This is a genomic window from Dysgonomonas sp. UBA7630, assembly GCF_002483985.1.
Taxonomy (GTDB): domain Bacteria; phylum Bacteroidota; class Bacteroidia; order Bacteroidales; family Dysgonomonadaceae; genus Dysgonomonas.
In genome coordinates, this window is record NZ_DLIY01000030.1 from 1 (window position 1) to 14,835 (window position 14,835).

The following is a 14,835-nucleotide window of genomic DNA, read 5'->3' on the forward strand; positions in this document are numbered from 1 at the left end:
TAAATAGAAAAGGTATGCTTTAAGCATACCTTTTCTATTTAATAGCAGAATGTTTCTGATCTCGGAAGTTTTATTTTGCTACTGACAAGTAAGGTCGTATTTGATTTTGAATTGTATCTTTGTAAATATATTTACGTCGAATTATTAGTTTAATTGGCCATTTGTTAACTTTTAAACTAAATGTATTCTGTATCTCAAACCATTAAAATTAGTATAGATGACCCCTGCGTATCATAAGTTCCTTGAGTTATTTAGAGCTAATGAATATAAAATAAAACACGGAAAGAAGGGTGTAGTAAAGGAAGAGTGGATCGACTACACGGAGCAAGAATTAGGATTTTCTTTACCTGATTCCTATAAGTGGTGGTCACAGGAGTTTGAATACTTCAAAGTAGAGGATGAATATATTAAATATGTATCTCCTCCCGAAAACTATAATATTGCAGATGTAGATAGCCTTTTATATCTATACAAGTCTCAGATAATAAGTAACGCCACATCTCAGAATGAATTGACTATTTTGGAAGAAGGAGAGGGGGATGCTTTGTATTATTTTTTAATTGAGCCCGGGCTAAATGGCAATGAGTATAGAGTCTTTTGTCGTGATTATATGAATGAAGATGATGATTTTTATGCGGATGATTTTTTTAAGTTTTTGGAAATGAAAATACATCAAATGAAATAATACACAGGCTGAATATAAGGGTAAATTACAATCAAAGAGATATATGATGCTATAAGTTAAAAGTTATAGCATTTTTTTATTCCTTAAAAAGTCATATTTTAATGTTTTAAGAAAGGGGTTAATCTCTTTATATGTAGGTTTTTATGCGTTTTGTGCTGTGCCAAAAAGTTGTATGCTATTGTTATTGAAGCGAGTCTTTACTAACTATGCATTATAATTATAAAATAATCAGAATCTTGAAATAGAATAATATATTCATTCTTACACTGATGATAATCTAGCAAGGTATGTAAATATTGATAATAATTTTTAGTGAAACATTTGTCTATATGACAAAGCCTTGTTATAAGGTAGTTATAAAGTTCCCGAAAATGAGGATTGCTTTGGTTGTCCTCTCACCGTCCTGAGATTGCCCGTCTCAGGACGGTTTTTTTATGAGTTATTTAATCGATTAGTATCATTCAAAAGATTAACAAAGTAAATAGAAACACTATGATGATATTCGTGTAAACGAGGTTTTCTAAATATATATTCAGGTTCTGCAGGGGGTTTATCTTCAAAAAAAAATAACTATTTATCAAAATAATGAGTTTAAAGATTAGTAGACTTACAGTTTAATACAACCGAGAGCAATTATATCTTTTTTCTTGTATTAATGCTCTGTTATTGAATATTTTATTAAAACTATCAATGAATGAAGAAAAAGGATCGAAAATAATAGAAAATCTCTATCAGAGGAAGACGTGAAGAGTAAAGGTTTAAATAATTATAAATATTATACTAAAAGTCCATTTATTTTCGCTATTAAGAAATTAAATTCTATATTTGCACCGTGAAATATTAAGAGCAATATTTCATGATAAATAACACATAACAAAACTAAACTAAAGTCATGCTAGAAAAGGAAAGTAACGAGCTTGGATATTCGTTAGAGAACGAATTTAAATTATATAAGAATGCTCACTCTTTACCAGTTCCTCATTCAGCATTTTGTACGACTTTTGGTATAGTTGGTATTTGTCATGAAGGAGCTATTACTATCGAAGTCCATCAGCGTCAAGAAGAGCATCGTTTTGTAGAAGGAGAGATGATCGTTTTATTGCCAAATCAGACTATATCGGTAAAAGATAAAAGCGACGACTTTAAAATTGATTATTTTTTACTTTCCCAAACAATAACAGATGATATTCTAGGTGGTATTTCACGCTTTTCGCCACTATTCTTCATATATATGAGGCAAAAGCACTTTTACAAACTGACTAAGAATGAGATGTCTCGGTATTCTGAATACTATAATCTTGTTAATGAAAGATTTCTTACGTCAGACTGTATGTTTCAGCGGGAATATATAGTAAGTTTAATAAGACTTTTTTATTTGGATGTTTATTATAGCTTTAAAAATAGCATATTGCCAATAAATGCGACTCCTAATTCAAGGAAAGAGAACTTGGCATATCAATTTTTTCTTTTAATACTAAAACATTACCACGAAAATAAAGAAATGTCTTTTTATGCGAAGCAATTGGGTATAACACCCAAGTATCTTTCTAAGGTAATAAAGGATGTAAGTGGCCGATCTGCCAAAGACTGGATTGTAGAATATACTTTGTTGGAGATAAAATCGTTGTTAAATAATACAGCGTTAAATATTCAGGAAATAACATTGGATACACATTTTTCGAGTCAAGCCTCTTTAGGTAGATTCTTTAAAAAGCATACAGGACAGTCTCCGTCGGAATATAGGGCGAGGCTCGACACTCGGATAGGTATGTTTTAGAATATTGATCAGCGGTAAATAAATGCTTCGTAAAAGATAGAAAAATAAATAAAAATATATTGTGTAGTTTTGTAAAGTTTGTGTTAAGGTTGGGGTCCTGCAAGTCGTGAGATTAGCAGGATTCTTTTTGAAGCAACTTCATCACGAAACTCCATTATTTTATAAACAAAACAAGATACTATACTTCTTATCTCAACAGAGATGAGATTTTAATAATAAATTTTTGACACAGCTTGTACATTCTAATTCTTTAATTTTAAATTTTTATCGAAAGCCCTTTTGCCCCAGAAAAAAGAAGAGAAGTTGCTATTCTTTATACTGTTATTAATTTATTTATCCTATTCGATATATATAGCATTAAGCACATCTGTGATAGATAATATGTCGTATGAAACAGATATTTATTTTTCTTATGATAACCCCTTAATCTTAAAGCTTGGACGAACACAGATAAGCGGGCATCCTCTCCTGATGCTATTTTATTACCCTTTTGTTCTTATTGGCAACGGACTTGCATATTTAGTTACATTTAAGGCTAAAACTCTCCTTTTTGTTTTATTGTCCTCCTCGATGATCAGTATGTCTTCCGTTTATATTTTTCGATATCTGAGAGAGATCATTGAAATAAAAAGGTCTGTAGCTTATTTGATAACATTATTTTTCGCATTTTTTTCTACAAACCTACTCTTGAGCTTTACACCTGAAAGCTTTACGCTATCTGCTATATTTTTGGCATTTATCATGTATACTATTTCGCCGGAAGTAACAGTACGTAATGGAGATAATCTTTATCTCACCTCCTTTTTTGTGTTTGTAGGGTTGTTCCGATATTTACAAATCATATTTGTGGAAGAAAGGAGTGGTAATCCAACACTGATATTCCTCAAAGATAATTTTATCCGCATTATTATAATCTTATGGATTATTTCTTTCTTTGTTATCACAAAATTCTTTAGGTAATGATAGATGCAAATTCATCGAAGGTAATAGCTGTTTTCTTATTTCTTTAAAGGAAAGACATTATCGGGGTTTAATGCTATTTGCGAAAAATACAAGAATCGAATAAATCAGACGTTAAGATCACAAGCAATCGATAAGGTCAAGTTTTATCAACAAGAAGGGCATATAGTTCTCATTAATAGTGCATCTATTTATAATTGGATTTTGCCTTGGGCTCAATCAATCGGTATTGAAAGCGTTATCGGTACAGAGGTTGAAGTTAAAGAAGGTGTAATAACAGGGAAGTTCAAAGGTGAAAATTGCTACGGAGTAGAGAAGGTCAAACGTTTCCTGGAACTTTATCCTTATAGAGATACTTATCAGTTATATGTATACGGCGACAGTAGCGGAGATAAACCGCTATTAGATATTGCAGATTTTCCGTTTTATAAGGAATTCTAAAATAAAAGAGACTACCTCTTACACGAAATAGCCTCTTCTGTTTTAGTTTTATTCAATTAGAACTTCCATTTGTTAGATGTTTTTGAAGAATTTGTATTCGTTGCTCCTGTTCCACCTTTATAGTATTTCATAGCTTCAGGCAAATCTTTCTCTATCTGTTGGATACGTGTGTTGTCTGAAGGGTGAGTACTCATAAATTCAGGAGTGCTACTTCCTTGCTGCGACATGCGAGTCCAAAATGCAGCAGCCTGACTCGGGTTGTATCCTGCCATTGCCATAAATATCAGACCAAGTTTATCAGCTTCTAACTCTTGTTTGCGCGAATAAGGTAATAAAATTCCATATTGAGAACCGAGCCCAATTGCTGCAGCAGCGGCTTGTTGTACCCCGGTAGAAGTTCCTCCGAGAGCTGTACCTATTGCAGCTGTACCATATTCAGTCATCATTTGTTGGCTCATACGTTCATTTGCATGTTTTGCTACAGCATGTGCGACTTCATGTCCTAAGACAACAGCCAGACCTGTTTCGTCTTGAGTGTAAGGCAGTATTCCTTCATATACGACAATTTTTCCACCGGGCATGCAGAAAGCATTTACATCAGCACTCTTCACGAGGTTGAATTCCCATGCATACGATGCTAATTCATCTGCATAACCATTGTTTTTCAGATAAGTTTCAACAGCATTCGCTATATTTCTACCAACTTTCTGTACCAATGCCGTATTCTTCTTATCGGTTGATATTGGTGCAGATTTTATAAATTGTTGATATTGCTGTAAACTCAACGAAAGAACCTCTTGGTTGGAAACCAGATTCAACTGTTTACGTCCCGTTACAGGTACGCTGCCACAACTGGAGAACAATAGTGACATCGCTATAAATAAAATAGGGAAATACTTTACCATAATGCTTGTTTGTTAAGTTCAATTTATAAAAGGTATATATTTAATTTTTATTTTGATCCTTCAATAAATCTCTGATTTCTGTTAGTAACGTTTCCTCTTTAGTTGGAGCCGGAGGGGTAGCAGGGGCTTCTTCTTTTTTCTTTTGTAGCATATTGATACCCTTGATAGCAAAAAATATAGCACTGGCTATGATAACAAAATCAAAAACAGTTTGTACAAAAGAACCATAATTGATTGTTACAGCTGCTGCGTCACCTACTGCATCTTTTAGCGTTACCTTCAGGTCCGAAAAATTGACACCGCCAAGTACAACTCCAATTGGAGGCATGATAATATCGCTTACAAGCGATGATACAATCTTGCCGAATGCTCCACCTACAATGACACCGACAGCCATATCAACTACGTTGCCACGCATCATAAACTCCTTTAATTCTTTTAATACCGACATAATTATTTTATTAAATTGATAAATTGTAATATATTTTTATAAACACGAATTTAAAACTTTTTGTTTAGAAATATTTTTACGCTTACAGGTTTGCTACCATTTTGTATGTTTATGCTATCGATGCACATTCTATCCGGCAAATCCATTAATAAGGGGATTGTTGCGTAATCGAATGCCATCGAGTCATTTGCTGCCTTCTGTTTGTTTTCTAGTATATAGCCTATTAGTTGTATTGAGCTGTCATAAGGAAGATAATTAAGAGCCAAAGTTTTTTCCTGCACTTTTGTGAAAATACAGACAGGTGTGCTATTTCGAATTTTGGTTATAAGCTCGATGTTATTTTCGTCCGAAAAGAATGTGTTTTCCGAGTCAGAATCAATAAATATTTCAATAGGCCTGAGATGGTTGCTGATGGCAAGCATTCCTTTGTAAAAAGAGCAAACGAGAAATTTATCATCCGGCTGAGTAAAATACCATACGATTGCATCTTTATATTCTCTTTTGTAAGGAGGAAAATCCGATGCTATCTGATTTCTTATATAATCTGCTATCTCCGATTCTTTCTCTTGTTTTATTTTTGTTATTAAAATACCACTATTGTCTTTATACTTTGAAATAATCGTAGGAAAAGATAAATTTTCTCCGAGTACACCCGTTAAGCTGCGAAGCGCAGGATCATACTGGTATAGCATATCCAGATTATACTCTCTATTGATATTTATTACAGCCACTGCCTGAGGAGATATATATTCATAAATATCAACAGAGAAAGATTGTTTGTTCTTTTCAAGTTTGTTATATAATCGCCACCCTCCGATAAGGACTGCAATTATCAGAACAAATAAAATAACTATCTTTATCTCTCGTTTAGCCATTGTGTAATTAAACATCAATTTATACAAAGATATATGAAAGCTTTAGTATTTAAAGAACTTAAGTCTGTTTTTTGCTCTTCTTTCGGAGCGTTCTTTTCTTTAGCTTTTCTTCTCATTATAGGAGGTTTACTGTGGTTCTTCTCCGGAAAATACAATCTGGTGGATACCGGTTACGCTGATCTGAGCGGCTTTTTCGCTTTGTCTCCCATACTACTTTTGGTATTGATTCCGGCTTTTACCATGCGCTCTTTTTCAGAAGAACGAAAGGGAAAAACTTTAGATATTCTAATGACGAGACCTGTTAGTGTCTTCCATATCTATCTAAGTAAATATCTGGCTGCACTTATCTTCGTATTTATTACTTTATTGCCTACATGTATTTATGTTTATTCTTTATCTCAGCTAGCCAATCCGGTAGGAAACATTGACCTTAATGCTATTTTAGCCTCGTATTTTTCTTTGCTATTATTGGTTATGGTTTTTATAGCTATCGGTCTATTTGGGTCGGCTTTGTCTAAGAATCAGGTTGTAGCACTTATCACTTCAGTAATTTTAAGTGTTTTTGTTTACTATGGCTTCGATTTGCTCTCCGGCTTATTCCTTGCCGGAAAAACGCAAGCTGCCGTGTCATCTCTGGGACTGCTTCATCATTACGAATTGATGCAAAAGGGGGTTATACGATTTAAGGACTTGCTTGTTGTTGTTAATTATTTAGTTTTGTTTGTAATTTTTGCTCTTGTCGTATTAAGTGGGAGCAAATTAAGAGTTTTAGTCAGGGGGGGAGTTTTGTTTGCTATCCTTAATGTTGGATTGTACTTTATACCTAATTATAGAATTGATTTTACATCCGATAAGCGTTATACACTAAGTGATTATACAATAAACCTCTTGAAAGGTACGAAAAATGAGATTCCTCTTAATATAAATGTATATTTGAGTGGAGATCTCAACTATGGATTCCAGCGTTTACAGGATGCAACCGTTAATCTATTAAATGATTATAACCGATATGTGAATAGCAGTCTCGAAATAAGACAAACGAATATATATCAGTCCGAAAGTTCTGCCTCCGAGATATATGAGGCGATGGCACAAAGAGGTATGCCCGGTATTATCCTTAACGAGATCGATAGAGAAGGGAAAGCCAGCAAAAAAATAATATATCCATACGCCCAGATATCAAATGGAAAAGATACCCTGGTTGTTCCTTTGCTCAAAAATATTGCAGGGTACACAGCTGAAGAAAACATAAATGCATCTATTGAGAGTCTGGAGTTTGAATTTACAGACGCTATTCGCTTACTAAGTCAGGAAGCATCTAAGTCTATTGCCTTTATTGAAGGTCATAATGAGATTTTACGTACGTATGTATATGATGCCGAGGAAGTATTATCTAAATACTACACAGTAAATAGGGGGCAGATTGGTAACGAAATTAATATATTGGATAACTTTGATGCCGTGATTATTGCCGGGCCTTTATCAAAATATAGTGAAACGGATAAGTATATCCTCGATCAGTATATAATGTCCGGAGGTAAGGTATTGTGGCTTATCGATGGAGCTTTTTACTCTCATCAGGATCTCGCTCAATTAGGACATTCAGCAAGTATGAAAAATGATGTCAACCTCGATGATATGCTTTTTTCATACGGTGTACGCATAAATTCAAACCTTATTCAGGATAACCAGTGTGTTTCTACATATATAATGAGTGACGAAGGAGCGCAGTCTGCATCCGTTGTGCCAAGCTATTTTCAGCCACTGTTGATCCCGTCTCAGGATTTTTCCATCACAAAGAATATAAGAGACGTAAAAGCCGGGTTTGCCAGCTCTATTGATATCGTAAACAATTCTCCAGATGTGACAAAGCATGTACTATTGACTACTTCAGCCAACACGCATTTAGTAAAAGTGCCGGATATGATTGATTTTGATATTGCAAAAATACAAAACAATAAAGGCTATTTCGACCTACAATTTGTCCCTGTGGCTGTAAGTCTCGAAGGTGTATTTACGTCCTTATTCCAAAATAGGAAGATGCCTGATAGCATTAAGGCTGATGGTTATAAAACTAAGAATATAAGCGAAAGAACAAAAATGATAATCGTTTCGTCTTCTGATATCATAACAAATGAAATTCAAGGACAGGGGCAAAGTTCTCAGGTATTGCCTATGGGTTATGATAGAGTTTCGCAACAGCAATTTGGTAACCGTGATTTTATTGTGAATGCCGTAAATTGGCTGACAGGAGATGACGGACTGATGCAGTTGAGGACAAAGCAACAAAAGCTATATATCCTGAACAAAAAAGAGGCTTATGAGAACAGAAATCAATATGCCATACTAAATATTGCTTTTCCTGTATTTTTTATTGCTTTGGTCATGGGTTCTATTTCTCTGTATAGAAAAAGAAAATATGGGAAGTAACTTGATATTCCGTTAGCTGAAGATAAGTCAATGTGTAAATAGATTTCTGAAAAATATCTAATTTTGCACACTTTCAGCCTATTTCTTTTTATATTTGTATTTACGATTTTAACAAAAGAATGGATCAGATAAAGCACCAAATTGATACTCTTCGGGAAGAGTTGAACAAACATAATTACGACTATTACGTACTTTCTGCACCAACTATTTCAGATTTTGAATTTGATAAGAAATTAAAGGAATTGACCGATTTGGAAACTCAGTATCCTGAGTATTTCGATCCTAATTCTCCGAGTCAACGTGTTGGTAGCGATATTAATAAATCATTCAAACAAGTCCCTCATAAATATCCCATGTTATCGTTGGGAAATACATATACAGAGGCAGAAATTACAGATTTTTACAATCGGGTAAAGAAAGGGTTGAATGATGATTTCGAAATTGTATGTGAATTAAAGTACGATGGAACATCTATTTCCCTTACTTATATCAACGGTCAGTTAACACAGGCTGTTACACGTGGCGATGGAGTGCAGGGAGATGATGTGACAGCTAATGTGCGTACCATTCGTAGTATTCCTTTACGATTGCATGGGACAGGTTATCCTGCCGAGTTTGAAATCAGAGGAGAGATTCTGATGCCGTGGTCTGTATTTGATCAAATCAATAAGGAAAGAGCCGAACAGGAAGAAGCCCTTTTTGCTAATCCCCGTAACGCTGGATCGGGAACACTGAAACAGCAAGACCCCAAGATAGTGGCATCACGTAAACTTGACTCTTTTCTCTACTACTTGTTAGGAGAAGATTTGCCTACAGATGGACATTACGAAAATCTGATGAAAGCGAAGGAATGGGGCTTTAAAATTTCGGATGCAACCAAGAAGTGTAAGACTTTAGACGAAATATTCGCTTATATACATTATTGGGACAAGGAACGTAAAAACCTTCCTGTAGCTACAGATGGAATAGTGCTTAAAGTAAACTCGTTGACTCAGCAAAAGAATCTTGGATTTACATCTAAGTTTCCTCGTTGGGCTATTGCCTTCAAATTTCAGGCAGAGCAGGCTGTTACCACACTAGAGTCTGTTTCATATCAGGTGGGGCGTACAGGAGCTATTACACCAGTGGCCAACCTTAGACCGGTAAAACTGTCGGGAACAACTGTTAAGCGAGCGTCACTTTATAATGAAGATTATATTAACTCTCTTGATTTACATCTCAATGATCAGGTCTATGTAGAAAAAGGAGGAGAAATAATACCTAAGATCACTGGGGTAGATGTTGCCCAAAGAAATATATTTGATACTAAAGTCGAGTTTATAAAAGATTGTCCCGAATGTGGTACACCTCTTGTCAAAGATGAAGGAGAGGCTATATATTATTGCCCGAACGACGTGTCATGCCCACCGCAGATAAAAGGTCGTATCGAACACTTCCTGACCCGAAAAGCGATGAATATTGCCGGAGGAACAGAGACTGTAGAACACCTTTACAATGCCGGATATATTCGAAATATTGCAGACCTATATACACTAAAGTGGCAGGATGTCTCTCGTCTTGAGCGTTGGGCTGAGAAGAGTGCCAAGAATCTCATAGATAGCATTCATGCATCGGTATCAGTTCCTTACGAAAGAGTACTTTTTGCTTTGGGTATCCGTTATGTTGGCGAAACCGTAGCGAAAAAACTAGCATTGGCTTTTCCTGATATCGATTTGTTAGAAGCAGCTACAATAGAAGACCTGACACAGGTTGACGAAATCGGTGATCGGATAGCTCAAAGTATCGTTAAATATTTTAGTAATCCTAACAATCTTGAAGTAATAAATAAACTTCGTACATTTGGATTGCAATTTGAACTTAGTGAATCTATTATTGCCCAGAGAACAGAAAAACTAAAAGGCTTGTCAATCGTAATTAGCGGGACTTTCGAAAAATATTCCCGCGATGAATACAAGAGTATGATAGAACAGAATGGAGGTAAGAACAGCGGTTCTATATCTTCAAAAACTAATTATGTCTTAGCCGGTGACAATATGGGACCTGCTAAACTCGAGAAAGCGAAAAGCCTGGGTATTCCTATTATTAATGAAGATGATTTTCTTAAAATGTTGGAATAATTTTTTGTATAAACCCTAAATAATTAAAATCGACCATGGAGCTAAATTTATTAAAAGAAAAATTTAAATCGCTATTCGGAACCGAAGGTACAATGTATACATCGCCGGGGCGTATCAATCTTATTGGAGAACATACCGATTACAATGGCGGATTTGTGTTGCCTGGAGCAATCGACAAAGCCATGTATTGTGTGATCAAGCCAAATGGAACGCCCGACCGTATTAAGGCATACGCTATGGATTTGTCTGAAATGGATGAATTCGGACTAGATGATATTCCGATCAAACAATGGGGAAAATATATCTTCGGCGTATGTCACGAAATAATGAAGCTAGGAAAACAGGTTCAAGGTTTTGACTGCGTGTTTGCAGGTGATGTGCCTCTCGGAGCAGGAATGTCTTCATCAGCAGCATTGGAGAGTTGTTTCGGATTTGCGATCAATGATATGTATAATCTTGGCTTAGACCGTTTTCAACTAGCCAAAATAGGACAAGCTACAGAGCACAATTATGTAGGAGTCAAATGTGGTATTATGGATCAGTTTGCATCTTGCTTTGGCAAGGCGGGGTCATTAATCCGTTTAGATTGTCGCTCTCTTGAATATAAATATATTCCGTTCAATCCGGAAGGATACCGCTTGGTATTGTTGAATACTTGCGTAGCACATGAGTTGGCTTCTTCGGCTTATAACAAACGTCGCGAATCGTGCGAAAATGCAGCATCATATATTCGTAAATATCATCCTGAAGTGGAATTATTGCGTGATGCTACAATCGACATGTTGAAAGAGGTAGCTAATGAAGTTAGTGCCGAAGACTATATGCGTGCAGAGTTCGTTATCGAAGAAATTCAACGTATGAGCGAAGCGTGTGATGCATTGGAAAGAGGTGATTACGAAACTGTAGGTAAGAAAATGTATGAGACTCATATCGGACTTAGCCGTAAATATGAAGTTAGCTGCGAAGAACTTGACTTCCTGAATGATATTGCACGTCAGTGTGGTGTAACCGGGTCTCGTGTAATGGGTGGCGGCTTTGGTGGTTGCACCATCAATCTTGTGAAAAATGAGCTTCATGATGATTTCATCAAACGTGCTACCGAAAGCTATGAGCAAAAGTTCAGAATCAAGCCGAAGGTATACGATGTGGTGATCAGTGATGGTGCCAGAAAATTATAAAAAATAACAGAAGCAGAATTTATTTTTCCCGGTTGAAAACGAAATATACGACTGCTCGTTTATTATGATATCTAACACAACAAAATTATTATGTTTGATTTTTTAGTAAAATGGAAAATAAATTCTGCTTTCCGAGATAATAAAAGAAAACATGCTTTCCGAAATTTAGAGAGCATGAAAAGTGTACTTATTCTGTTCTCATATAACGATTGGCCGGCTATAGATGCTATATCAAAAGATTTAATAGCAAATGGTAAAAAAGTTGTCTTGTGGACGTATCAATCTACAAAGAAGGCTCCGGGGAATACAATATTTCCGGCAAATGTGAGAATTATTCATCCTCAGGAAATGTCTTTTCTTCAGATACTTGCACCATCTGTCTTGGAAGAGTTCAAAGCATTGGAGTATGATACGCTTATTGACTTGACTACTACTGAAAGTAAGATTTATGAATATTTGCTGTCCAATAATTCTTCTGAGTTCAGTATCGGTATTGCAAAGCCGGATCAGCCTTTTTATGACTTTCTGGTACTCAAAACTGATGAAATGAATCTGCAGGAAACTTATCAGCAAATAAAAAATTACCTGAGCAAAGTGCTCTAGGGTGTAAATTAATTCTTAATTTTGCACAAACTGAAAAGAGATATACACTTTTCTAAAGATAAAGATTGACTTTATGTCCAGGATAAATCTGAGAGGAATGGGAGTTGCTTTAATTACTCCTTTTAAAGAAGATGAGAGTGTCGATTATGATGCCCTGCTTCGGCTTGTTGATTATCAGTTGCAAAATGGAACTGATTATCTGGTTGTACTTGGTACAACAGCAGAAACCCCAACATTGACCGAGGGAGAAAAAAAACAGATTGTCGAATTGGTGGTAAATAAAGTCAACGGTCAAATTCCTGTTATTATAGGAGAAGGTGGAAATAATACACGTGCCATTGTCGATAAGTTAAAGAAAAATGATTATGCCGGCATAGACGGTATTCTTTCAGTAGTTCCTTACTATAACAAACCATCACAGGAAGGTATATATCAGCATTATAAAGCTATCTCGGAAGCATCTTCCCTGCCTATTATAGCTTATAATGTTCCGGGGCGGACAGGTGTTAATATGACGGCTGATACAACATTGCGCATTGCTAATGAGTTCCGAAATATTGTTGCTGTAAAAGAAGCATCTGGTAATATGACTCAGATGGATGATATCATAAAGCGGAAACCCGAACATTTTGATGTGATATCAGGTGATGATGGGGTTACCTTTCCTTTGATAACCCTCGGCGCTGTTGGTGTCATATCAGTGATTGGTAATGCATTCCCTCGCGAATTTAGTCGTATGACTCGTTTGGCACTTGAAGGTGATTATGCCAGTGCTTTGACTATACATCATAGTTTCAACGAGCTATTCAACCTTCTTTTCGTGGATGGAAATCCGGCAGGAGTAAAATGTATGCTCAATATGATGGGTTATATTCAAAATAAACTTCGTCTGCCTTTAGTTCCTACACGTATAACTACGTATGAGCAAATAAGAAACGTATTGCTCGAACTCAATATTAAATGTTAGTTTAGACAAGGGTTACTTCTATTTCTCTTTCTCTCATCATCTCAATTATATGGGCCGGTGCGTTTTTGTCTGTAATGATGTGATGTATTTTATTTAAATCACATATTTTACAAAACCCTCTTCTGCCAAATTTTGACGAGTCTGTAAGTACAATAATTTTTTGTGCGGCATCTATCATTTGCTGATTGATTCTAGCTTCGCTCATGTCGCTGGTTGTCAGTCCGTAATCGAGATCAATTCCGTCTACCCCCAAGAATAGCTTGTTGCAGGAGAGACTCTCCAGTATGTTTTCAGCATAGTGTCCAATCACTGATACCGAGTTTTTTCTCATAATGCCTCCCAATTGAATGATCTCAATATTAGGGTTGTAGCATAAACTTAATGAAACTTTTACCGAAGATGTGATTACTGTAATACCTTCGCTGGCATTTATTTCGTTTGCGAAAGCGAGTAGGGTTGTTCCCGATGCTATTATAATTTTATCGTTTGACTCCAATAATTTACTTGCTGCTTTTGCTATCGATGATTTTTCATCCATATTCAGCTTTTCTTTCACATCTATATGTTTGTCTGATATAATTGAACTGAGACTACTGGCACTTCCATGATTGCGATATAACATCTTTTTGCTTTCGAGAAACTTTAAATCTTTTCGTATCGTAACTTCCGAAACTCCCAGTTTTTCGCTTAAGTCCAGAACTTTTACATATCCGTCTTCTTTAAGTTGCTCCAGTATATATTTATGTCGCTTCGCTATATTTCCCATATTATTTGCTAATTAGTTATTAGATCTTGCTGCAAAGGTATAAATATTTCTATTGTTTATGTAATATGCTTTGCATCTTTATTGTTAAGTTTTTTATTTTGTTATATGTGTTTCGTTTCGTAATTGTATGTTATGATTTCGAATTAATTATAAATATCTCCGAATTGTGATAAAAAAGTTTCGAATTTATTTGTTTATTTCAAACTCTTAATTAATTTTGTGTGTATATAGATGTGATACAATGAAACGAGATGATTATATAAAGCAAATAGCAGATAGATCTCTAATATGGGATTTTGTTGTTGTCGGAGGCGGAGCAACCGGGCTTGGTGCTGCAGTTGATGCTGCTTCACGAGGGTTCAAGGTTGTGTTGTTGGAGCAGGCTGATTTTACAAAAGCCACTTCTAGTCGCAGTACGAAACTTGTGCATGGTGGTGTGCGTTATTTGGCACAAGGAGATGTGAGTTTGGTTGTTGAGGCTCTTCGCGAAAGAGGTCTGATGAAAAAGAATGCTCCACATCTTGTGAAAGATCAACGTTTTATCATCGGAAATTATAAATGGTGGGAAAAGCCATTTTATACAATTGGTCTTACTATTTATGATCTATTGGCTGGGAAGAGAGGTTTGGGGCGTTCTTTGCCTATGACAAAGAAGGCTGTAGACTGTGAGATACCTCAAA

General features: G+C 35.6%; 14 protein-coding genes. 10 read left to right on the forward strand and 4 right to left on the reverse strand.

Features of this window, described 5'->3' with window-relative positions; all coding sequences use genetic code 11:
- The first annotated feature begins 217 nt into the window (after nucleotides 1–217).
- From B3P17_RS12880 to B3P17_RS12895, 4 genes are all read left to right on the forward strand, one after another.
- Nucleotides 218–685, forward strand: coding sequence for an SMI1/KNR4 family protein (locus B3P17_RS12880; protein ID WP_252636480.1), 468 nt, complete (start codon nucleotides 218–220; stop codon nucleotides 683–685).
- An 892-nt stretch (nucleotides 686–1,577) separates the two neighbouring features.
- On the forward strand, nucleotides 1,578–2,462 hold the full coding sequence (locus B3P17_RS12885; RefSeq protein WP_252636479.1) for a helix-turn-helix domain-containing protein: 885 nt from the start codon (nucleotides 1,578–1,580) through the stop codon (nucleotides 2,460–2,462).
- Between the two features lie 303 nt (nucleotides 2,463–2,765).
- On the forward strand, nucleotides 2,766–3,422 hold the full coding sequence (locus B3P17_RS12890; protein ID WP_289781667.1) for a DUF6080 domain-containing protein: 657 nt from the start codon (nucleotides 2,766–2,768) through the stop codon (nucleotides 3,420–3,422).
- A 30-nt stretch (nucleotides 3,423–3,452) separates the two neighbouring features.
- On the forward strand, nucleotides 3,453–3,863 hold the full coding sequence (locus B3P17_RS12895; RefSeq protein ID WP_289781672.1) for an HAD-IB family hydrolase: 411 nt from the start codon (nucleotides 3,453–3,455) through the stop codon (nucleotides 3,861–3,863).
- A gap of 56 nt (nucleotides 3,864–3,919) precedes the next feature.
- Here B3P17_RS12895 and B3P17_RS12900 read toward each other — a convergent pair whose 3' ends face one another.
- The 3 genes from B3P17_RS12900 to B3P17_RS12910 are packed head-to-tail and all read right to left on the reverse strand — an operon-like array spanning nucleotide 3,920 to nucleotide 6,094.
- The gene (locus B3P17_RS12900) at nucleotides 3,920–4,768 is read right to left on the reverse strand and encodes a M48 family metallopeptidase (protein WP_135104043.1); all 849 of its coding nucleotides are present in this window, start codon (nucleotides 4,766–4,768) and stop codon (nucleotides 3,920–3,922) included.
- A 40-nt stretch (nucleotides 4,769–4,808) separates the two neighbouring features.
- Nucleotides 4,809–5,219, reverse strand: a complete 411-nt coding sequence (gene mscL / locus B3P17_RS12905) for a large-conductance mechanosensitive channel protein MscL (RefSeq protein WP_252636477.1) — start codon at nucleotides 5,217–5,219, stop codon at nucleotides 4,809–4,811.
- Between the two features lie 50 nt (nucleotides 5,220–5,269).
- On the reverse strand, nucleotides 5,270–6,094 hold the full coding sequence (locus B3P17_RS12910) for a hypothetical protein (RefSeq protein WP_252636476.1): 825 nt from the start codon (nucleotides 6,092–6,094) through the stop codon (nucleotides 5,270–5,272).
- A 33-nt stretch (nucleotides 6,095–6,127) separates the two neighbouring features.
- On the opposite strand from B3P17_RS12910, the gene gldG reads away from it, so the two are divergent.
- From gldG to dapA, 5 genes are all read left to right on the forward strand, one after another.
- Entirely contained in the window at nucleotides 6,128–8,524 is a 2,397-nt protein-coding gene (gene gldG / locus B3P17_RS12915) for a gliding motility-associated ABC transporter substrate-binding protein GldG (protein WP_291105767.1), read from the forward strand.
- 119 nt (nucleotides 8,525–8,643) lie between these two features.
- Nucleotides 8,644–10,641, forward strand: coding sequence for an NAD-dependent DNA ligase LigA (gene ligA, locus B3P17_RS12920; protein ID WP_252636474.1), 1,998 nt, complete (start codon nucleotides 8,644–8,646; stop codon nucleotides 10,639–10,641).
- A 35-nt stretch (nucleotides 10,642–10,676) separates the two neighbouring features.
- Nucleotides 10,677–11,819, forward strand: coding sequence for a galactokinase (galK, locus tag B3P17_RS12925; RefSeq protein ID WP_252636473.1), 1,143 nt, complete (start codon nucleotides 10,677–10,679; stop codon nucleotides 11,817–11,819).
- A gap of 90 nt (nucleotides 11,820–11,909) precedes the next feature.
- Nucleotides 11,910–12,422, forward strand: a complete 513-nt coding sequence (locus B3P17_RS12930; RefSeq protein WP_393924947.1) for a DUF6913 domain-containing protein — start codon at nucleotides 11,910–11,912, stop codon at nucleotides 12,420–12,422.
- Nucleotides 12,423–12,495: 73 nt separating this feature from the next.
- Nucleotides 12,496–13,389 carry a 4-hydroxy-tetrahydrodipicolinate synthase gene (gene dapA / locus B3P17_RS12935; RefSeq protein WP_252636471.1) on the forward strand — a complete coding sequence of 298 codons (894 nt, stop codon included), beginning with the start codon at nucleotides 12,496–12,498 and terminating at the stop codon, nucleotides 13,387–13,389.
- A gap of 1 nt (nucleotide 13,390) precedes the next feature.
- Here dapA and B3P17_RS12940 read toward each other — a convergent pair whose 3' ends face one another.
- On the reverse strand, nucleotides 13,391–14,155 hold the full coding sequence (locus B3P17_RS12940) for a DeoR/GlpR family DNA-binding transcription regulator (RefSeq protein WP_252636470.1): 765 nt from the start codon (nucleotides 14,153–14,155) through the stop codon (nucleotides 13,391–13,393).
- A gap of 241 nt (nucleotides 14,156–14,396) precedes the next feature.
- On the opposite strand from B3P17_RS12940, the gene B3P17_RS12945 reads away from it, so the two are divergent.
- The coding region (locus B3P17_RS12945; protein ID WP_291105770.1) for an FAD-dependent oxidoreductase at nucleotides 14,397–14,835 on the forward strand (439 nt) is incomplete at its 3' end.